Origin of the sequence: Roseburia faecis (assembly GCF_001406815.1) — a bacterium.
Taxonomy (GTDB): Bacteria; Bacillota; Clostridia; order Lachnospirales; family Lachnospiraceae; genus Roseburia; species Roseburia faecis.
In genome coordinates this window covers 16,058-37,018 of the sequence record NZ_CVRR01000016.1, presented here as the reverse complement: position 1 = coordinate 37,018, position 20,961 = coordinate 16,058, and the positions used below count along the sequence as shown (strand labels likewise).

The following is a 20,961-nucleotide window of genomic DNA, read 5'->3' as shown; positions in this document are numbered from 1 at the left end:
ATTTTTTAAAAAAAAATAAAGCCCTATAGCCTTGAAAAATCAAGGCTTTGGGGCTTAAGTTGACCACATTGGGGTCTGACCCTATTAAAGGAAGCTTTTATCAAGGAGACCGCTGGAAAAATTTCCATAGATGAGGATGCTGTCAATGATTTGCGCATAGGGAGTATCCCGTTTCTTTTTCCGGTTTTCTTCTGCCGCTTCGTTTGCGATAAAAATGCCGAAATTGTACAGAATCAGGCAGGAATAGATTTCCTGTGTATTCTCAGCGGTTTTGATCTTAACAATGCGAAACTGCAAGAAATAAAGATGACTGTGGGGATACTTTGCGTTGATTGTCGGAAATGCGAGGTAATGCAAATCGACCAGATGGCGTCTTAAAGAAAACTTAAGTTATATTCCGTAGCGGATATGTTACAATGTGGCAAAGAAAAATGTGTCAGCTCTATTGTTAAAAGGGCTGATAGGCAAAGGAGATATTCACACATTCCGATGTAAAGGATTATAATAAAACGATCAAAAACACCGGACTTGTCAAGAAAGGGTTTAAGAAGCTTTCGACAAAAAATCCGCAGTATGATGAGAACAAGATCATGGAATTGTGGAATAAAAAATATCCGGATTTTATCGGATACAATTGCCGCATTACCGCATTTGATCTGATGAAAGACAAGATCTCGGTGAAGGCAGATGCAAAGGTAAATGCGTCGAATCTGTTTATGGATCAGGATGCGCTTAAACATGCGCCGGCAAAGAAAGTTACCAGGAAGCAGAAACATGCTTTTGAGACCTTGTATTCTACGTTAAATACGGCTTATACAACGGATGTCGATACACACATCAAAAAGCAGAAGAAAGCGTGGAAGCAAAATGAGGTAAAAATCTCCGGAACGAAAGCATCTCTGATTACGGTTGTATTTCATTCCAGTTTCGGGGAAAATGAGAATGAACTTTTCATCGGTCATGCCGGTGTATTGGTGCCAACGAAAGACAAGAAGCTGCTTTTTGTGGAAAAGCTGTCCTTTTCCCTGCCTTATCAGGTGCTAAAGTTTGATAACCGAAAGCAGTTGAAAAATTACCTGATGGGAATGTATGATACCTCGTGGGGACAGGAAGAGGCAAAGCCGTTTATCATGGAAAATACGAAAACTGCTTTGTAATAAGAAGGGGCTGCTTGAGAAGTTCTCAATAATTTCTTAAGAATTAGAACGCAAATCTTAAAGATATCTTTCTTTTTCAAACACAGGGTGTTCATATTCCTTTGCTAATCTATTATCATCGTAAACAACGACAAAATGTTAAAACTTAGGAAGGGAAAGGATATGAAACAGATAAACAGAGCAGCAGCGCAGATCACGCTTCTGGCAGCAGCGATCCTGATGATCGGATATGGTGCGATGCGCGGGGAGGCAGCCACGGTACTCTCAAAGGCAATCAAATTATGTATGGAGTGTGTTGGAATTGGATAAGAAAAAACATAAAATATCACAGTTTCTGGCGCACTTTCGGGGATGGATTCAGGCCGTGGCAACGATTCTTACCAATATCCATCTGCCGAACTTCTTTAAAGGAGAGATTTACAGAGGGGATGCAAAGACGGTCTGTGTACCGGGGCTGAATTGTTATTCCTGTCCGGCTGCAACCGGGGCGTGTCCGATCGGTGCTTTTCAGGCTGTAATCGGTTCTTCGAAGTTTAAATTTTCTTATTACATAACGGGATTTTTTATATTGATCGGCGTTTTGCTCGGACGATTTGTGTGCGGATTTTTATGTCCGTTCGGATGGTTTCAGGAGTTGCTGCATAAGATACCGTTTAAGAAATTTTCAACGAAAAAGCTTAAGTCGCTTCGTTATATAAAATATGGCGTGTTGTTGATTTTTGTTATTTTACTACCCCTTCTGGTGACAAATTCACTGGGAATGGGAAATCCGTTTTTCTGTAAATATCTTTGCCCGCAGGGAGTGCTGGAGGGAGCGATTCCGCTTTCGATTGCCAATGCAAGTATCAGAGCGGCCCTTGGCAAACTGTTTACATGGAAATTCGGTATACTTATTACTTTTGTAATCCTAAGCCTTATGTTTTACCGCCCATTCTGTAAATGGATATGTCCGCTGGGCGCAATCTATGCGCTTTGCAATAAGGTATCTTTTCTGCAGATGAAGGTGGATGAGGATAAATGTGTATCCTGCGGCAAATGTGAGAGAGCCTGCAAGATGGACGTGGATGTCACAAAGCATCCGAACCATACGGAATGTATCCGCTGTGGCATGTGTATAAAGGAATGCCCGACGGAAGCAATTCACTATCAATATGGATTCGGAACAGATAAAACAAATTTGAAAGAGAATAAAGGAGAATAAAATGAAGAAATTAACAGTGATGCTGCTTATTGCAGCGATGGTACTCGGAGTAAGTGCGTGCGGAAATTCTGCTAACAAGGAAAATACAGCAACAGAGTCGCAGATGTCAACGCAGGAAGCAGAAGATCTGGATGCAAAGATTAATGAATTGACACAGAAAGAGAACAGTATTCTTGAAAACCATAAGGCTTTATGGGAGAAGGTATTTAACAGCATTGACAAATCAACTGTCAAGGATGCGACAGCTACGAATTACGGAGATTTTCTGGCAAACTCTTTAGACAAAATTAAGGATAAGTTTACCGATGATGAACTCAAGTCTTTGAAGGAAGATGTTGAAGAAATCAAAAAGCTTGAGGATGAGCTTCAGCCACTTCTTGAGAAGCAGAGTGCGAATGCATCAAATAAGGATTCCGGCAAAGAGGGAGCAAGCGTATTTCCGGAGTTTAAGGCAAAGGATCTGGATGGAAATGACGTGGACAGCAGCATCATTTCAAAGAATGCGGTCACGGTTTTGAATTTTTGGTTTAATGGATGTTCTCCATGCGTACAGGAGCTTCCGGAACTGAATAAATTAAATGAGGAGCTGAAGGAAAAAGGCGGACAGGTAATTGGTATCAATACAGATTCTCTTGACGGAAATGAGGATGGAATTGCTGAAGCTAAGAGTATTTTAGAGAAGCAGGGTGCAAAATATACGAATCTTTCCCTTGATTCCAACAGTGAAGCCGGAAAATATGCAACAAGCATTATGGCCTTCCCGACTACAATCGTGCTTGACCGTAACGGAAATATTATCGGAGAGCCGATCATGGGCGGTATTGATAATGACGAGTCATATAAGCAGCTGATGAAGACGATCGATCAGATACTGGCGGCTGATAAGAACTAGATAAGTTACTGTTCACACCTAACGGTGTTACCAGCAACGATTAATACTATGGCGCATAGCTTGACAACGTGGTGTCAAGCTTGCGTCTGAACAGTAACGAACAGATAGATTAAAGGGTGGTAAAAATATTTTAGGAATTGATAAATTGAATTCTGTCTGATACAATTGCTCATGGGTGCTACCATAACGGTAGGCGGTTAGTCCTTCGGCAGAGGGACTGTGACCCTCTGATTACATAGAAACCCGTAAGGGAATCCAAGGAAAGGAGGGCTAAGCCATATGAGTATTGTTGACTTTATTGCAGTAGTAAGCTTAACCTGCTTTGGAATCGGATATTCCTTTGGTAAGGATAATAACAAGACACAAAAATAGCCGCCCACGTCTGGTAAACTAAGCGGCATTTTTGTTAAACTAATTTACTTGGGCTAACCGTCTATCGGTAGCACCCTTTCTATAATTATACTAACACTATATAACTAATATGTCAAAGAATTTATTTGGCTTGGAAAAAACATAAATAAAAGGGGTCTGACCCCATTAAAAGGTGCTGATAGGAAAATAAAATTGTTTTTTGTGCGTCTGTATAAAAAGAGGCTGCCATATAAGATTTATTTCGTAAGAATGTGAAGGTTGAGGACAAGGCTGTGGTTACTGGCAATGCGCGTGTACAGAACGCCAGAAAGGAGATTATCCGGGAAGAAAATGAGAAGGCGCAGACGGAATGATTCTGTAATTCCGACACTTTATGGGAGATAAATGTTATAGTGAATAGAGAAAAGCGATAGCGTAGTAAGCAATAATTTCAGATGATCCAGGTTTGATCAGAGAGGAGAAGAATATGAACAACTATTGTATGATCCAGAACTCCAAAACGTTTGCATTTTCCGCAGAGAATCCAACCGGTGTACGCGCAGGTGGTTCCCAGGGCGGTGACTGCACCAAGCTTCGTCCGACCGTGACGATTCCTGCAGGGGAAACCGTAACTCTGGTAGATGCTGCAGGACCGGGTGTGATCCAGCATATGTGGTTTACCGGATATGTCGGGCACCATTTTATCATCCGTATGTATTGGGATGATCAGGAATATCCGTCTGTGGAAGCTCCGCTCTCTGCATTCTTCGGATGTGCCTATGATGAAAATTTCGTGGACCGGGATGGCAAATATCCGGTGTTGAATTCTGCCATGATGCTGGTAGCTCCTGGTCGCGGCTATAACAGCTATTTTGAGATGCCGTTCCATAAGAGAGCTCGGATCACGATGGAAAACCGTGGTGACAAGGATGAAAATCTCTATTATATTATCACCGGAGCTTATCAGGAGATTCCGGCGGAGGCTGGTTATTTCCATGCCACCTATCGCCAAGAGCACCCGGTTCAGAAGGGTCGTACCTACACAATCGTTGACGGAATCGAAGGCAGGGGACAATTTGTTGGTGTGACTCTGGCAACTGGTATGAATGGCAACAATACCTGTTGGGTAGAAGGCGAAGCCCGCATGTATCTGGACGATGATCCGTATCCGTCTATCCACTATACCGGAACTGAAGACTACTTCGGCGGTTCCTATGGATTTGGAAATGACATCATCATCAAGAGCTATCAGACCTTCAGCGGCTTATATACCGGCATGTATGCAATCTATGGAGACAACCGGGAATTCTATAACGGACAGCAGAGATTCCTGCTGTATCATTTCCATATTGCAGACCCGATCCGTTTTGAGAATAAGTTTCGTATGACACTCGACAACATGGGCTGGACCGGACCGCGTTACGATGATTACACCAGTGTTGCTTATTGGTATCAGACCCTGCCGTCCGCACCGCTGATGCCACTGCCGACAGATGCAGAGATGTGTATGAGATAATAGAACCAGATTGGAGATGTCAGATAGATTGGTTTTAACCTTGCGACACGTCGCATCGGTTATATCGGACTGACATCAGAGATTTGCCGGAAAGGATAGAGGTATTATGTTACTGGAAGAGAAGTTTTTGGAATTTCATCGTTATGCCAGCAGCCACAATCTGCCGCTGGAAGCTATCAGTGTCGGAGATGAGAACAAGGTACTCTGTGAGATGCACTACGCAGCAAATGCACCGAGAAATATTTATTCACATACCAAGAGTTTTACGGTAACAGCAGTTGGACTCGCAATGGAAGAGGGAAAACTAAGCCTGGAAGATCATGTGGCGGAAGTGTTTAAAGATAAACTTCCTTCAAATCCGGATCCAAATCTGGAGAAGATTCAGTTGAAACATCTGCTCTGCATGTCCAGTGGCTTTGGTAAGGCACTTCTGATGAATGCGGACAGACGTCCGGGTGTCGGCGCACCGGATTATGAGAAATATATGATGGCACAGCCGGTTCCTGTGGAGCCAGGCAGTGCATTCTGCTATTCCTCTGCCGACAGTATTCTGGCTGCTCATATGGTAGAACGGGCCGTTGGCAAGCGGATGGGAGAGTATCTGTATGAGAAGCTATTCCAGCCCCTTGATATGGGATGGCCGCTCTGGGAGCATGATCCACAGGGACATCCGAATGGCGGCGGAGGTATGTATCTGACTTGTACCGAGATGATGAAACTAGGACAGCTCTATCTGGCTGAGGGTAACTGGAAGGGCGAGCAGATTGTCAGCAGGGACTGGGTGAAGGAGGTGTCCACCCCGAAATTTACCTTCGAGCCATCTGCAGATCTCTGGCATGTAGGATATGGCTATCAGTTCTGGATCAGTCCATATCCAGGATCCTATCGTGCTGATGGCGCATTTGGACAGATTACAACGATTCTCCCAGAGAAGGGATTGGTTGTTTCCATCCAATGTCCGGAGCGAGGTAATTTCGATCAGGTGAAACGTGCGCTGCATGAACATTTTCTGATGGAATTGTAAGAATAGACTTGCAACAATATGCTATAATTTGCCCAGAAACCGTACTTTTGGCTGAAAAGGCTTAAAATCAAGGCTTTTAGGGAATGTGGATGGGATTTGTCCCCCCATTGTACTCCTATTTTGTAAAACAGTAGGATCATCAACCGGACTTCCCTCGATAAAAAAGAATATGATTTGTGGCGAAAGAAGTTCCTTCGGGGACTTCTTTTCACTTACATAAGGAATTAAGCAGAAGATTCTCCATGCAGGATGAGGCAGAGCAGAAAGCAACGATTCTTACTCACTTCTATCCGGAGGTTACTGTGGAGAAGATGAGTTCATATCGGAAGAAGCAGTAAATGTTATCACATAGGAACAGGAAATGTGGTATACTGTGCCTATGTAAAAAAGAATGTGTTTTACAAATCGGAATTCGAGAAGGTAAGTGAATGGGATACCACGATACAAGATACCATGGAGGAATATGATAATGTCGAAAGATGAGTATTTGATAACCGATACGCCCCTCAAAGCGTTGACGGTTTTTGCAATGCCAATGATTCTTGGAAGTTTTTTTCAGCAAATATACAATATGGCCGACTCTATTATTGTCGGCCAGTTTGTTGGTTCTTCCGCACTTGCAGCTGTCGGTGCATGTGCAGCATTGACCAATGTGTTCATTTGTGTGGCACTGGGAGCCGGTGTCGGAGCCGGTGTGCTTGTGAGCCGTTATTTCGGAGCCAGGGAGTATGGCAAAATGAAAACAATCGTGTCAACCTCCTTAATTAGCTTTTTGCTTCTAAGTATAGTCCTTGGTGTTTTTGGCTTTTTCTTCGCCAACTCGATGATGAGTGGACTGCAAACCCCTGCCGACATACTGGATGATGCAGTACTGTATCTGCGGGTCTATTTTGTGGGCTTTCCGTTTCTGTTTATGTATAACATTCTTTCTACCATGTTCACCTCAATCGGCGAATCCAAAATTCCGCTAGGACTGCTGATTTTTTCGTCCATCCTGAATATTTTAATGGATCTTTGGATGGTAGCCGGGCTAGGTCTCGGTGTGTTCGGTGCGGCTATTGCAACCCTGATTGCACAGGGAATTTCCGCAGTGTTTTCGTTTTTGATTTTCTTTGCACGGATGCAGCAATATAAAAGCCCCTTTAACAGGTTTGAACGGCAGGAGCTGTATTCCATGCTTCGCATTGCGGTGCCGTCGGTTTTACAGCAGTCCACAGTGTCCATCGGTATGATGATTGTGCAGGCAGTGGTAAATCCTTTCGGTACACAGGCACTCGCCGGGTATACAGCAACGATGAGGGTGGAAAATGTTTTTTCATTGATCTTTGTGTCCATCGGCAATGCGGTTTCGCCGTATGTTTCCCAAAACCTTGGCGCAGGCAAACCCCAACGCATCAAAAAAGGCTACCATGCGGCGCTGGTGCTGGACGTGTGCTTTGCCGTTCTTGCCTTTCTCGTCATTGAAACGCTACACACGCAGATCTCCTCGCTGTTCTTAGGAAAAGACGGAACGGCGTTTGCCTATCAGGTGTCTGGTGATTATATGAGGTGGATTGGTTACTTTTTCATCTTCATGGGTATCAAGATGGCAACCGATGGAGTCCTTCGCGGTCTCGGAATTATGCGTCCGTTCCTCGTTGCAAACATAGTGAATCTTGCGATTCGTCTGTCCGTTGCCCTAATCTGTGCACCACGTTTCGGCATTGCCTTTGTCTGGCTTGCGGTACCAGCTGGTTGGCTTGCAAACTTTTTAATCTCCTATGTGGCTCTCAGGAGATCATGGCCGACTGATAAAATGGCATCCATTAGTTAACTTCAAGTTTGGAGAATTGAGAAAATCGGAAGTTTTGGAGAGAAAATCGGAAGTTTTGGAGAGAAAATCAATGGAAGAAAAAACATATCAGACTCCTTGCGGAACAATCCACTATTGGACAAACGTTTCACACTCGGATGAAATTACCCTTGTTTTTCTACCGGGATTGACGGCAGACCATAGATTGTTTGATAAGCAGATTCAGTATTTCGAGAACAGGTATAATGTTATCGTCTGGGATGCACCGGCACACGCTTCCTCATGGCCGTTTCGGTTTGATTTTGATTTGTTCGACAAGTAGTGAAGTTTTAAGGATGACATAAAATGGCGAAAAGTAAGAAGACAAAAATTCATAAAAAGATAGATGGTCAGCTTTTACAGATGAACAAGAAGTTTAGTAATCTCAAGATGAAACAGAAGGATAAGATTACAGGCTGGGCGTATGAAGAATACAAAAAATATGTAACAGAACATGAAAAAGCACCTGATTCATTAGCTGATGAACAGATTGTTAGAGCTGTACTTGATAAGATAAATGAGGCACAAATCTGGATACCAGGTGGAGAGATATACGATTATTATCGGAGAAAGAAACCACAACTTCAGAAGAGGCTTGATAATGAAAAGTTGATTGAGTTTAAATCATATGTCAGCTTTTATAAGAGCATTGTTGATCAGGACAGGGCATCCGTTGTTATATGCAATCTCAAACATGAGATTATCTACATGAATCCGGCAGCTGTTACCAGCTATGCGAAGCGAGGCGGCGACAAACTTATCGGAAGAAGCCTGTTAGACGGCCATAATTCGAAATTAAGAGATAGAATACAGCAGGTAGTGGACTGGTTTGCAGCAGATGAAAGCCATAATATCGTTTATACTTTTCATAATGAGAAACAGAATAAAGATGTTTACATGGTGGCACTCAGAGATGAGGGTAAGCTGATAGGATATTATGAGAAACATGAATATCGAAATTCAGAAACCATGAAACCATACGATTTGTGGTGATGATATGACGAAGGATGAATGGTATAGGCAGTTGTTTGAACGACTGGATAATTCCAAGTTTCGAAGCAGTTTCCATCTGAAGCAGAAAGATATTGATTACATAAATGAAAAAGGTCTTGATACAATAAGACAACATGCAAAGGATTTTATTGCAAAGAGAGAAGCTCCGGCATATATAGTAAATGATGGCAAACAGACACCAATGCGTGGACATCCAGTATTTATTGCCCAGCACGCAACAGCAACATGCTGCAGGGAGTGCATCCGAAAGTGGCATAAAATGCAGCCCGGCAAGGGACTAAGTCAGGTGCAGCAGGCAGACCTTGATGCATTCAAGAAAATGTATGGAATAGATGTTGAGATAGAAAAGGAATACTGATATGAATATACAGATATTTGGAACAAAGAAATGCAATGATACTAAGAAGGCGGAGCGTTTTTTCAAGGAGCGGGGCATAAAGTATCAGTTCATTGATATGAAAGAAAAAGGTATGAGCAAAGGAGAATTTAATTCGGTAGCTCAGGCAAATGGTGGACTAGAAAATATGGTTAACTGGGACGGTAAGGACAAGGATTTACTTGCTCTTATTAAGTATATCGCAGATGAAGATAAGCTCGAAAAGGTACTTGAGAATCCACAAGTAATTAAAACACCAGTAGTAAGAAACGGAAAGCAATCAACACTTGGTTATCAGCCGGATATCTGGAAAGGATGGAACTAAATGTACTTAATTAAGACTTTAATGGGAGATATAACAAAAGTAACAGATGTGCAGGCAATTGTGAATGCAGCAAACAACTCTCTTCTTGGCGGGGGCGGTGTAGATGGTGCGATTCACAGAGCAGCAGGACCGGAGCTTCTGGCGGAGTGCAGGACACTTCACGGATGTGAGACTGGAGAAGCAAAGATAACAAAAGCCTATAATCTGCCATGTGATTATGTGATACATACTGTAGGACCTATATGGAATGGTGGAAGGAATAGAGAAGAGGAACTTCTTGCTAACTGCTATTTTAATTCCATGAAGCTGGCAATGGATAATGGAATCAGGTCTATTGCATTTCCTTCCATATCAACTGGAGTATATAGTTTTCCGGTTGAGTTGGCAGCAAAGATTGCAGTACATACAGTAAACAGATTCTTGCAGGGTACTCCAGACAGCTTTGATTTGGTGGAATGGGTGCTGTTTGATACTCACACTGAATCAGTATACGAAGCAGAAGTTGATCAACTGTATAAAATGATATAATCAGAAAGCTGAGTAAGTCAGGATGCATTGAATGCAGATGAGGATACGGACAAACTTCCAAAGGGCAAAAAGCCATGCCTTTCCCTTCGTGAGTTGGAAAAACAGGTAAACACAGATTTGGATTTACTTGTAAATATCGTGGACGGACAGATGACAGTCTGTGAACTTGTAGACCGATATTTGAAAACAAAGACCGGAGTAAGGCAAAGCACGAAACAGGGATATGTTACAGTGCAGAGATTGCTTGCGAAGGAAGCATTTGGCAAAAAGACAATATGAAGTGTGAAAACATCCGATGCAAAGCTGTTCCTTATCAAATTGCAGCAAGAGGATGGGAAAAGCTACAGTTCCATTCATACCATTCGGGGAGTGTTGCGACCAGATTTTCAGATGGCGGTGGATGATGACATTCTGGTAAAGAATCCATTTGGATTTCAGCTTGCCGGAGTATTAGTAAATGACGCAGTCACAAGAGAGGCAATTACAAAAGACCAGATGAGAAAGTTCCTGAAGTTTGTGCATGACGATGTGGTGTGCTGTAAATACTATGAAGTGGTGTACATACTCTTTCATACGGGAATGAGAATATCAGAATTTTGTGGCTTGACGCTGAAGGACATTGATCTTGAGAATAGAACTGTGAACATCGACCATCAGTTGCAGAGAACATCGGATATGCGATATATCATAGAAACCACAAAGACGGATGCCGGAACAAGAGTATTGCCAATCACAGAGGATGTGGCACAGATGTTTCAGGCGATTATTGAGGATAGAAATGCACCGAAAGTGGAGAAGTCCATAGACGGATATAGCGGATTTCTGTTTTACGATGATAATGGAATGCCACTTGTGGCAATGCATTGGCAGCACCGATTCAATCATATGGTCGGCAGATACAATGACATCTACCGGGTGCAGATGCCAAACATCACACCTCATGTATGCCGACACACGTATTGTTCGAATATGGCAAAATCGGGAATGAATCCCAAGACGCTGCAGTACCTCATGGGGCATTCGGATATATCGGTCACAATGAATGTGTACACGCATATCGGATTCGATGATGCTGAGGAAGAATTGAAACGGATGGAAGAGTTTAGGAAGGCACAGGCGGAGGTTGAGCAGAAGAAAGAGAAAACGATGTCGCAGAAGATGTTTAAGGTAGTTTAATATGGAAAAGAGATGACGCTCCGGCTTAGGCTGGGGCGTTTTTTCTGTGGAAAAAGTAAGTGTTTGGTGCTATAATAAACCTTATAAATGATGAAAGAAAGTTATACATGTTATCAATTTACCAGTTGATGAAATATTTACGTAATACACACCATATCAATGTTAAAAGCTCACAGACACAAGCACTTAGAAATATGGGCTATTATCATGGATTTAAGGGATATAGATTTATTCGAGAGGATACTAACCGTGTTAATTTTAGCTCTTTGGATGAAATTATAGCACTGAATAAATATGATATGCGACTTAAAACAGTTCTTTATCCTAAGGTAATGTTTATAGAAAATGCATTGAAGAGTTATGTTATTGAGGCTTTATTGGCAGATAGCAAATCTGAGAATTTTGATGTTATTTACAATAAATCATTAACAGCATATAGAAATTATACTCCGGGGAGCCGTGCATATAAAACAGAGTACACGAAGAGAATGAATCTAAAAGGAAAAATAAATGCTGCTCTTGTTCGTGACTATAATAAGAGAAGTGTGGTAGCACATTTCTTTAATAATGATATTACAATACCTGTTTGGGCAATATTTGAAACTTTAGCGCTTGGTGAGTTTGGAACTTTATATGATTGTGCCTGTACAAATGTTAAGCTTTATGTTTCAAATATAATGAAGCTCCCAACTAATTTAGATTCAGATGGCATGAACACAAAGTTCTTTATATTTACAGTTAAAGATTTGCGAAATGCAATTGCTCATAACAATGTGATTTTCGATACTAGATTTAAAACTGGTAAGATTGATCAGCGTCTTGTTACTCTGCTTGAAACTGAAGTAGGGATTTCTAATATTGATTTCAAATATATGGATGCGTATATTATTATGATTACATATTTCCTTAGAAAGATGGGCGAAACTAAAACTGCTTGTAAGCAGTTTGTTGCTTCGTATCAACAGCAGACAGAGTATTTGAGAAATGAATTGCCAATTAACATTTATAATCAGGTGGTTGGTACACAGCATAGACCTAATATGAATGCCTTACAAAAATTCATTAGCAAATCATAAAATTCTTGCATATTTTATGCAGAAGTAGTATATTATATATAAGAATTGCGGTGGATGTCTTCGGATTACACCTGGGAGAACCTGATGCGTCGGGTTCTTTTTTTTTGTAAAATTTAGTGTAGCATTCTAAGTAGTAAGACTTTGAGGTGTTACTACTGACAGGCAGTACCAACTTGCTCAATCTTGCTCTGATTTGCCACAATCTGTAATTTCAGAGCAAACTACACGAATTCCAGAAAATCTTGCAAAACAGGGCATTCCGGGGCAAAACAAGGAGAAATAAAATAATGATTAGAGTATGTTTCATTTGCCACGGCAACATCTGCCGCAGCACCATGGCCGAAAGCGTCCTCACCCACCTGGTCCACCAGCTGCACCTCGACAACCAGTTCGAGATCGACTCCGCTGCGACCAGCCGTGAGGAGATCGGCAACCCGCCGCACTACGGCACAAAAAATAAATTATACGAAGAAAACATTCCGCTTGTTCCGCACCGGGCGCGCCAGATGACAAGGGATGACTATCTGTATTTTGATTATCTGATCGGCATGGATTCCGCAAATATCCGGAACATGACAAGAATCGCGGGAGGCACGGACAGCCAGGATAAAATATACAAGATGCTTTCATTTGCGGGCTATGAAGACACGCAGAAATTTACCGGGGCGCGGGATGTGGCAGATCCATGGTACACCGGCAATTTTGATGAAACCTATGAAGATGTGGTTGCAGGATGCAAAGGATTCCTGTATTATTTACAGCAGAAAGGGGACATTTCAAGAGAAATCGAAATTCCCCGGTAAGTAAGGAGTGACATTGGGTGAAATATCTGATCATTGGAGCTGGTGGGACAGGCGGAGTTGTCGGTTTTCACATGGCGCAGGCAGGAAAAGATGTGACGTTGATCGCCAGAGATGCGCATTTGGAGAGTATACAGCAAAAGGGACTGACGCTTCAGACCATGTGGGATGAGAACACAAAGACCATACCGGTAAAGGCATCTGACATGCAGCATTACAAAGACCGGCCGGATGTGATCTTAGTCTGCGTAAAAGGATATTCGCTGGATGGAATTTACGAATTTATCTGTAGAATTGCAAAACCGCAGACGATTGTGATTCCAATTTTAAATATTTATGGAACCGGAGCTAAAATGCAGGAAAAACTGCCGGGAATGCTTGTGACGGACGGATGTATTTACGTGTCAGCCAATATTAAGGAGCCGGGAGTTATTTTGCAGCACGGAAAGATTCTGCGCATTTTCTTCGGCGTGCGCCAAAAAGAAGAAAAATGCCAGCTGTTAGAGCAGATTCAGAAAGATTTCCGTGACAGTGCAATCGATGGGATATTATCAGAACAGATCCAGCGGGATGCGCTGGAGAAATTTTCCTATGTGTCACCGATCGGAGCGGCGGGCCTTTACTTAAATGCCACGGCAGGAGATTTCCAGAAAGAGGGGAAAGCAAGAGAACTGTTTTGCACGATGATAAGGGAAATCGTCGCACTGGCGACGGCCATGGGATTTCCGTTTGAAAAGGATATGGTTTCCGTAAATCTGCAGATTTTATCTAATCTTCCGCCGGAGGCAACCACGTCAATGCAAAGGGATGTGATGGCACACAGACCGTCGGAAGTGGATGGTCTGGTATACGAAGTGGTGCGCATGGCGCACAGATATCAGGTTCCAGTGCCCGCATATGAAAAAGTGGCACAGAAACTGCAAGGAGAAATTATGTGCGAAAAAAATTCTCACACAGAAGGAAATGTGGAGATAAAAAGGGAAGAAAAATAACAGGATTCATTGCAGATAATGAATCATAAAAACACAGGAGAACAACATGGAATACAAATACAGCACAATTAACGAGGTAAATCATTTTGAATTTGGCGAGGCTGTGGTTGGGGACATCCAGCTGACAGAGCGCATGTTTCATCTGGTACTGGACAATGTAAAAATCTGTCCGGAAAATTCCTGCAACCGCGACATCCGGATGATGCGTACCAATGAACTTTTATTTAAGATTTCAGATGCAGAAATCATTTCGCTTGTTGAGGAAGGATACAACGAATACGATGCTGATGGAAATTTAAAGCACACGTATCCGGACGAGGAAGTGGAAAAAGCAAAGTATGATGAGGTGGCACAGGTTCTTTTGGAGGGAACCATATATGAACTGACGTTACAGAGCGGTGTTTATACGTTTATCATTGACGGAACCAACGACCGTACCTACGCGCTGAAAGTAACCGGAAGCGGCGATACGCAGGAGTGGAACCGGTTCCTTGAGGTATAGAGTCGGGAAAGCTTTTGTTTGCCGGGTAGCCTTTGAACAGAAACACAGGAGGAAAAAGACATGATACAGACCGTTATTTTTGATCTGGACGGGACCCTTTTGGATACAGAAAAATACTATTTCGCGAAATGGAAAGAGGCTATGGCGCATTTCGGATATCATATGACCGATGAGGAGGCATACAGTGTGCGTTCCCTTGGGATGCCTTATGCACCGGAACATTTTAAAAAGCTGTATGGAGAAGATTTTGACTATGACAAAGTGCATACATATCGCAGAAAACTGACGGATCAGGTGCTTGATGAGGGACCGATTGAGGCAAAACCGGGAGCAGAGGAACTGTTAAAATATTTGCGCAAAAAAGGTGTGCGTACAGCGATTGCCACCGCAGGAGGTGTGGAGCGCAGCAGCAGTCTGCTGAAGAGAGTGGGATTGTATGACTATCTCGACCACATTGTTTCTGCCCGGCAGGTCGCCCATGGCAAACCGGCGCCGGATGTTTATCTGTACGCCTGCAGCCAGCTTCATGTGCAGCCACAGGAATGCTATGCGGTGGAAGATTCTCCAAATGGAATTCACAGTGCATACAGTGCAGGATGTAAGGTGTTTATGGTGCCGGATCTGACACAGCCGGATGCCGAACTGGAGAAATTTATATACAAAAAAGTGGAATCGCTTGTAGCACTAAAGGAGTATTTTTAAATTTTTTCTTGCAATCACTGGAATTGTGTGATAAAACAGATTACAAAAGGAACGTACATCAGGGATGTACGACAGAAAATGCATAGATGGAGACTCTGATCATCAGACATCGACAGGAATACAGCGTCACCGACTGAGAGCGCTGTTTGAAAGAGATGATTATGGGAACACTGCCGGAGCAGACGGATTGAACACGGGCAGGATGGTTTTGAAAAACCGGAATGTGGAAGTAGGTTCGTACGTGAGCGCACGTTACGCGTAAGAGAGGGAAGATGAGAATGTCTCATTTTTCAATGCGGGTGGTACCGCGGATAATCTGAATTATTCGCCCCGGAATACAATTATAGTATTCCGGGGCTTTTCTTTTTTCATAAGAGGAGCCCCGGACCAGAAAAAGGAGTAGAAAAGATGAGTAACATTTACAGAGATGTCACACTGAATCAGGTAAGCGAGCAGGACATCGGAAAGACGATCCGTGTCGCTGGCTGGGTAGAAAATATCCGTGACCATGGCGGAGTATCTTTTATTGATTTAAGAGATATGTATGCAGTGATGCAGATCGTTATCCGCGATGGAAAGCTGTTAGAAGGAATCCGTAAAGAGCAGGCTATTACCGTGGAAGGTCTGATCGAAAAGAGAGATGAGGAAACCTACAATCCAAAGATCCCGACCGGAACCATCGAGCTGGATGCAAAGGAAGTGACGGTACTCGGAGAAGTATATTCCCAGCTTCCGTTTGAAGTAATGACCAGCAAGAGTGTGGTACACGAAGATGTACGTCTGAAATATCGGTATCTGGATCTGAGAAACCAGAAAGTAAAAGACAATATCATTTTCCGTTCTAAAGTGATCTCTTATCTGCGTGAGAAAATGACAAGTATGGGATTTCTGGAGTTACAGACACCGATCCTGTGCGCATCTTCGCCGGAGGGTGCAAGAGATTATATCGTACCATCCAGAAAATTCAAGGGAAAATTTTATGCACTGCCACAGGCACCACAGCAGTACAAGCAGCTTCTGATGGTATCCGGATTTGATAAATATTTCCAGATCGCACCTTGTTTCCGTGATGAGGATGCCAGAGCCGACCGTTCACCGGGAGAGTTCTATCAGCTGGATTTTGAGATGAGTTTTGCCACACAGGAAGATGTATTTGCAGTTGGTGAAGAAGTTCTTTCGTCTGTATTTGAAAAGTTCGCACCGGAAGGAAGCGTTGTGACCAAGGCTCCATATCCGATTATCAGTTATAAGCAGGCAATGCTGGAGTTTGGTTCCGATAAGCCGGATCTGCGTAACCCGCTTCGTATTATCGATGTGACCGACTTTTTCCAGAAATGTACGTTCAAGCCGTTCATCGGAAAAACGGTTCGGGCAATCCGCGTACACGCCGATATGTCCAAAGGTTTCCACGAGAAACTCCTTAAATTTGCAACCGGACTTGGCATGGGTGGTTTAGGATATCTGGAAGTATTGGAAGATGGTTCTTACAAGGGACCAATTGATAAATTTATTCCGGATGACTGCAAGGAAGAGTTCCGCACACTGGCAGGACTTGAAGTTGGCGATACAATTTTCTTTATGGCAGATAAGGAAGAACGCGCTGCATATTACGCCGGAATGATCAGAAACGAACTCGGTGAGAAGCTGGATCTGATCGAGAAGAATGCATACCGTTTCTGTTATGTCAACGATTTCCCGATGTTTGAGAAAGATCCGGAGACAAAGAAGATCGGATTTACCCATAATCCATTCTCCATGCCACAGGGCGGCTTAGAAGCACTTAATACCATGGACCCGCTGGATATCCTGGCTTACCAGTACGATATCGTCTGCAACGGTGTGGAATTATCTTCCGGAGCTGTGCGTAACCACGATATGCAGATCATGGAAAAAGCATTTGAGATTGCAGGTTACGACAAAGAAGTGTTAAAGAACAAGTTCGGCGCATTATACACCGCATTCCAGTACGGAGCACCGCCACACGCAGGTATGGCTCCTGGAGTTGACCGTATGATCATGCTTTTACGCAACGAAGAAAATATCCGTGAAGTCATCGCATTCCCGATGAACGGAAACGCACAGGATCTGATGTGCGGTGCACCAAACGAAGTCACCGAGCAGCAGCTGCGTGAAGTGCATATTAAGGTTAGAGATTAAAGAGAAGGGAACAAAATATGGCAAACGTAATCTCAGACGAGACAATGGAATATGTTGGAATCCTTGCAAAGCTGGAATTGTCTGACGCGGAAAAAGAAGCTGCGAAAAAAGACATGGAGAGCATGCTGGATTATATTGATAAATTAAACAAACTGGATACCTCCAATGTGGAACCGATGTCCCACGTATTTCCGGTACAGAATGTGTTTCGGGAAGATGTTGTGGAAAACGGCGATGGTGGAGAGGATACACTTGCGAACGCACCGGAGCGTCGCGACCGCGCATTTGTAGTTCCAAAGACGGTAGAGTAAGGAGGGGCAGCTATGAATTTATTATCGCTCACAGCGGTAGAGCTGGGAAAGAAAATAAAAGCGCATGAAGTGACCGTTGAGGAAGCAACAAGAGCTGCTCTTGACGCGATTCGTGCAAAAGAAAAGGATATCAACAGCTTTGTCACCGTAGATGAAGAGTCTGCGATGATCCGCGCAAAAGAAGTACAGAAAATGATTGATGACGGGACACTGACCGGGCCTCTGGCAGGTGTTCCGGTTGCCATCAAAGATAATATGTGTACAAAGGGAATGTTAACGACCTGCAGTTCTAAGATTTTATATAATTTTATTCCAACTTATACAGCGGAAGCAGTGATCAATCTGGAAAAAGCGGGCGCAGTCATTCTTGGAAAGACGAACATGGATGAATTTGCCATGGGAAGCACCACAGAGACTTCTGCCTATGGGGAGACAAAGAATCCATGGAATACCGCACATGTACCGGGCGGTTCTTCCGGTGGAAGCTGTGCGGCAGTGGCAGCAGAGGAATGTTACTATGCACTCGGATCGGATACCGGAGGATCTATCCGTCAGCCAAGTTCATTTTGTGGTGTGACCGGAATCAAACCAACTTATGGTACCGTTTCCCGTTACGGACTGATCGCATACGGTTCCTCTCTGGATCAGATCGGACCGATTGCAAAGGACGTGACCGACTGTGCCACAATTCTGGAGACAATTACTTCTTATGATAAGAAGGATTCCACATCGGTAAAACGAGAAGAAACCGATTTTACATCGGCACTGGTGGATGATGTAAAGGGAATGAAGATTGGTATTCCGCGTGACTATCTGGGCGAGGGACTGGACCCGGAAGTAAAGGAAGCCATTCTTGCAGCGGCAAAGACGTTAGAAGAAAAAGGCGCAATCGTAGAGGAATTTGATTTAAGTCTCGTAGAGTATGCGATTCCGGCTTATTATGTCATTGCGGCAGCTGAGGCAAGCTCCAATCTGGCACGTTTTGATGGAGTAAAATACGGATACCGCACAAAAGAGTACGAGGGACTGCACAATATGTACAAGAAGTCCCGCTCCGAAGGATTTGGACCGGAAGTAAAGCGCCGTATTATGCTTGGATCTTTCGTGTTAAGTTCCGGATATTATGATGCTTATTATCTGAAAGCGCTGCGCACCAAAGCCCTGATCAAGCAGGCATTTGACAAGGCATTTGCAAAGTATGATGTGATTCTCGGACCGGCGGCACCGACCACCGCTCCGAAACTGGGAGAATCTTTGAGTGATCCGCTGAAGATGTATCTTGGAGATGTATATACCGTTTCGGTCAATCTGGCAGGTCTGCCGGGAATTTCCGTGCCGTGCGGTGTGGACAGCAAAGGACTTCCGATCGGTCTGCAGCTGATCGGGGATTGTTTCAAGGAGAAAAACATCATCCGTGCGGCCTACAGTTTTGAACAGACAAGAACGTATCAGCACAGTCCGGCAGCAGAAGCGTAGAAAGGAGAGAAGAGATGTCAAAAGAATATGAAACCGTCATTGGACTGGAAGTCCATGTAGAATTAGCAACCAAGACAAAAATCTTCTGTGCCTGCTCCACTGCATTCGGAAGTGCACCAAATACCCACACCTGTCCGGTATGTACCGGTATGCCGGGATCGCTTCCGGTCTTAAACAAAAAGGTGGTAGAGTATGCCATGGCAGTTGGTCTGGCAACAAACTGTCAGATCAATCAGTACAGCAAATTTGACCGGAAAAATTATTTCTATCCGGATAACCCGCAGAACTATCAGATTTCCCAGCTTTATCTGCCAATCTGCCATGACGGAGGGGTAGAGATCGAGACGGAATCCGGTGGGAAAAAGACCATCGGTATCCATGAAATCCATATGGAAGAGGATGCCGGAAAGTTAGTACACGATGATTGGGAAGGGGTATCTCTGGTGGATTACAACCGTTCTGGTGTACCGCTGATCGAGATCGTATCCGAGCCGGATATGCGCTCCGCAGAGGAAGTCATTGCATATCTGGAGAAACTGCGTATGACGATCCAGTACCTGGGTGCCAGTGACTGCAAGATGCAGGAGGGTTCCATGCGTGCGGATGTCAATTTATCAGTTCGTGAAAAGGGCGCCAAAGAGTTTGGTACCCGTACCGAGATGAAAAATATCGGTTCGTTTAAGGCAATCGCACATGCCATTGAAGCCGAGACAGCCCGCCAGATTGATCTGATTGAATCCGGGGAAAAGGTTGTACAGGAGACCCGCCGCTGGAATGATGATCAGGGATATTCCTATGCGATGCGTTCTAAAGAGGATGCACAGGATTACCGTTATTTCCCGGAGCCGGATCTGGTACCGATCGTTGTCAGTGACGAATGGCTGCAGCAGATCCGGGACAATCAGCCGGAACTTCATGATGAAAAACTGGCCCGTTATATTGCAGAGTTTGGTCTGCCGGAGTATGATGCACAGATTCTTACATCGGAGAAAAAGCTGGCAGATCTCTTTGAGGCGACTTCTGCGATTTGCAATAAACCAAAGAAGGTTTCCAACTGGCTTATGGGAGAAACGATGCGTCTGTTAAAGGACCGGGAAATGGATGCCGAAGATCTCCGTTTTTCACCAGAGCATCTGGCAAAAATTATCGAATTGACAGAGGCAGGAACGATCAATAATTCCGTTGCCAAGGAAGTATTTGAAAAAGTCTTTGATGAGGACATTGATCCGGAGTGTTATGTGGAAGAGCATGGCTTAAAGAGTGATAACGATGAGGATGCACTTCGCGCAACAATTGAACAGATCGTCAAAGACAATCCGCAGTCTGTGGAGGATTACCACAACGGAAAAGAGAAAGCAATCGGATTTTTGGTCGGACAGACGATGAAAGCAACCAAAGGCAAGGCAAATCCGGGAATCGTAAATAAAATCTTAAAGGAACTGCTTTAAATCTTAAAGAAAAATGAAAAAACAGGGGAAAACTTGTCTTTACAGGCTGAATATCGTATAATAATTTTGCCGTCGCTTACTGCGGCGGCAATGTTATATGTAAAAA

The 20,961-nt window shown here is 43.6% G+C and carries 23 protein-coding genes and 1 pseudogene; 23 read left to right on the top strand and 1 reads right to left on the bottom strand.

What is annotated here, in order from left to right; all coding sequences use genetic code 11:
* Positions 1-84: 84 nt before the first annotated feature.
* Positions 85-297: a hypothetical protein gene (locus tag M72_RS17345; protein WP_055067685.1), complete on the bottom strand. Its 213-nt coding sequence runs from the start codon at positions 295-297 to the stop codon at positions 85-87.
* A 176-nt stretch (positions 298-473) separates the two neighbouring features.
* Here M72_RS17345 and M72_RS06820 point away from each other — a divergent pair, with 176 nt between their 5' ends.
* From M72_RS06820 to gatB, 23 genes and pseudogenes are all read left to right on the top strand, one after another.
* Complete coding sequence (locus M72_RS06820; RefSeq protein WP_082413820.1) at positions 474-1,157, top strand: DUF4300 family protein; 684 nt, start codon at positions 474-476, stop codon at positions 1,155-1,157.
* Positions 1,158-1,319: 162 nt separating this feature from the next.
* On the top strand, positions 1,320-1,466 hold the full coding sequence (locus M72_RS17590) for a CD1871A family CXXC motif-containing protein (protein ID WP_055067683.1): 147 nt from the start codon (positions 1,320-1,322) through the stop codon (positions 1,464-1,466).
* Positions 1,459-2,358: a 4Fe-4S binding protein gene (locus M72_RS06810; protein ID WP_055067682.1), complete on the top strand. Its 900-nt coding sequence runs from the start codon at positions 1,459-1,461 to the stop codon at positions 2,356-2,358. Before M72_RS17590 ends, M72_RS06810 begins: the two co-directional genes overlap by 8 nt.
* Before the next feature lies 1 nt (position 2,359).
* Positions 2,360-3,250: a peroxiredoxin family protein gene (locus tag M72_RS06805; protein WP_055067681.1), complete on the top strand. Its 891-nt coding sequence runs from the start codon at positions 2,360-2,362 to the stop codon at positions 3,248-3,250.
* Between the two features lie 838 nt (positions 3,251-4,088).
* The gene (locus M72_RS06800) at positions 4,089-5,117 is read left to right on the top strand and encodes a glycoside hydrolase family 172 protein (RefSeq protein ID WP_226947204.1); all 1,029 of its coding nucleotides are present in this window, start codon (positions 4,089-4,091) and stop codon (positions 5,115-5,117) included.
* Positions 5,118-5,223: 106 nt separating this feature from the next.
* Positions 5,224-6,141 (top strand): serine hydrolase domain-containing protein, encoded by a 918-nt coding sequence (locus tag M72_RS06795; protein ID WP_055067680.1) that lies wholly within the window; start codon positions 5,224-5,226, stop codon positions 6,139-6,141.
* Between the two features lie 176 nt (positions 6,142-6,317).
* Complete coding sequence (locus tag M72_RS17340; RefSeq protein WP_206541815.1) at positions 6,318-6,479, top strand: hypothetical protein; 162 nt, start codon at positions 6,318-6,320, stop codon at positions 6,477-6,479.
* 131 nt (positions 6,480-6,610) lie between these two features.
* Positions 6,611-7,954, top strand: coding sequence for an MATE family efflux transporter (locus M72_RS06790; RefSeq protein WP_055067679.1), 1,344 nt, complete (start codon positions 6,611-6,613; stop codon positions 7,952-7,954).
* A 70-nt stretch (positions 7,955-8,024) separates the two neighbouring features.
* A complete protein-coding gene (locus M72_RS06785) occupies positions 8,025-8,255 on the top strand; it encodes an alpha/beta fold hydrolase (protein WP_055067678.1) in 231 nt (76 codons plus the stop codon).
* A 23-nt stretch (positions 8,256-8,278) separates the two neighbouring features.
* Positions 8,279-8,965, top strand: coding sequence for a hypothetical protein (locus tag M72_RS06780; RefSeq protein WP_055067677.1), 687 nt, complete (start codon positions 8,279-8,281; stop codon positions 8,963-8,965).
* 4 nt (positions 8,966-8,969) lie between these two features.
* Complete coding sequence (locus tag M72_RS06775) at positions 8,970-9,344, top strand: DUF4186 domain-containing protein (protein ID WP_055067676.1); 375 nt, start codon at positions 8,970-8,972, stop codon at positions 9,342-9,344.
* Between the two features lies 1 nt (position 9,345).
* Positions 9,346-9,687 (top strand): arsenate reductase family protein, encoded by a 342-nt coding sequence (locus M72_RS06770; protein ID WP_015521632.1) that lies wholly within the window; start codon positions 9,346-9,348, stop codon positions 9,685-9,687.
* The gene (locus M72_RS06765) at positions 9,688-10,215 is read left to right on the top strand and encodes an O-acetyl-ADP-ribose deacetylase (protein ID WP_055067675.1); all 528 of its coding nucleotides are present in this window, start codon (positions 9,688-9,690) and stop codon (positions 10,213-10,215) included.
* Between the two features lie 39 nt (positions 10,216-10,254).
* Positions 10,255-11,391, top strand: a pseudogene (locus M72_RS06760) (site-specific integrase); the annotation flags it as partial.
* 107 nt (positions 11,392-11,498) lie between these two features.
* Positions 11,499-12,467 (top strand): Abi family protein, encoded by a 969-nt coding sequence (locus M72_RS06755; RefSeq protein WP_022047127.1) that lies wholly within the window; start codon positions 11,499-11,501, stop codon positions 12,465-12,467.
* A gap of 287 nt (positions 12,468-12,754) precedes the next feature.
* A complete protein-coding gene (locus M72_RS06750) occupies positions 12,755-13,270 on the top strand; it encodes a low molecular weight protein-tyrosine-phosphatase (protein ID WP_082413818.1) in 516 nt (171 codons plus the stop codon).
* A gap of 17 nt (positions 13,271-13,287) precedes the next feature.
* The gene (locus M72_RS06745; RefSeq protein ID WP_055067674.1) at positions 13,288-14,259 is read left to right on the top strand and encodes a ketopantoate reductase family protein; all 972 of its coding nucleotides are present in this window, start codon (positions 13,288-13,290) and stop codon (positions 14,257-14,259) included.
* A gap of 46 nt (positions 14,260-14,305) precedes the next feature.
* On the top strand, positions 14,306-14,761 hold the full coding sequence (locus M72_RS06740; RefSeq protein WP_022047124.1) for a hypothetical protein: 456 nt from the start codon (positions 14,306-14,308) through the stop codon (positions 14,759-14,761).
* A 60-nt stretch (positions 14,762-14,821) separates the two neighbouring features.
* Positions 14,822-15,463: an HAD family hydrolase gene (locus M72_RS06735; RefSeq protein ID WP_022047123.1), complete on the top strand. Its 642-nt coding sequence runs from the start codon at positions 14,822-14,824 to the stop codon at positions 15,461-15,463.
* A gap of 408 nt (positions 15,464-15,871) precedes the next feature.
* On the top strand, positions 15,872-17,620 hold the full coding sequence (aspS, locus tag M72_RS06730; RefSeq protein WP_022047122.1) for an aspartate--tRNA ligase: 1,749 nt from the start codon (positions 15,872-15,874) through the stop codon (positions 17,618-17,620).
* A gap of 17 nt (positions 17,621-17,637) precedes the next feature.
* Positions 17,638-17,931: an Asp-tRNA(Asn)/Glu-tRNA(Gln) amidotransferase subunit GatC gene (gatC, locus tag M72_RS06725; protein ID WP_022047121.1), complete on the top strand. Its 294-nt coding sequence runs from the start codon at positions 17,638-17,640 to the stop codon at positions 17,929-17,931.
* A 12-nt stretch (positions 17,932-17,943) separates the two neighbouring features.
* On the top strand, positions 17,944-19,407 hold the full coding sequence (gatA, locus tag M72_RS06720) for an Asp-tRNA(Asn)/Glu-tRNA(Gln) amidotransferase subunit GatA (RefSeq protein WP_022047120.1): 1,464 nt from the start codon (positions 17,944-17,946) through the stop codon (positions 19,405-19,407).
* A 14-nt stretch (positions 19,408-19,421) separates the two neighbouring features.
* On the top strand, positions 19,422-20,855 hold the full coding sequence (gene gatB / locus M72_RS06715; RefSeq protein WP_055067673.1) for an Asp-tRNA(Asn)/Glu-tRNA(Gln) amidotransferase subunit GatB: 1,434 nt from the start codon (positions 19,422-19,424) through the stop codon (positions 20,853-20,855).
* Positions 20,856-20,961 lie beyond the last annotated feature (106 nt).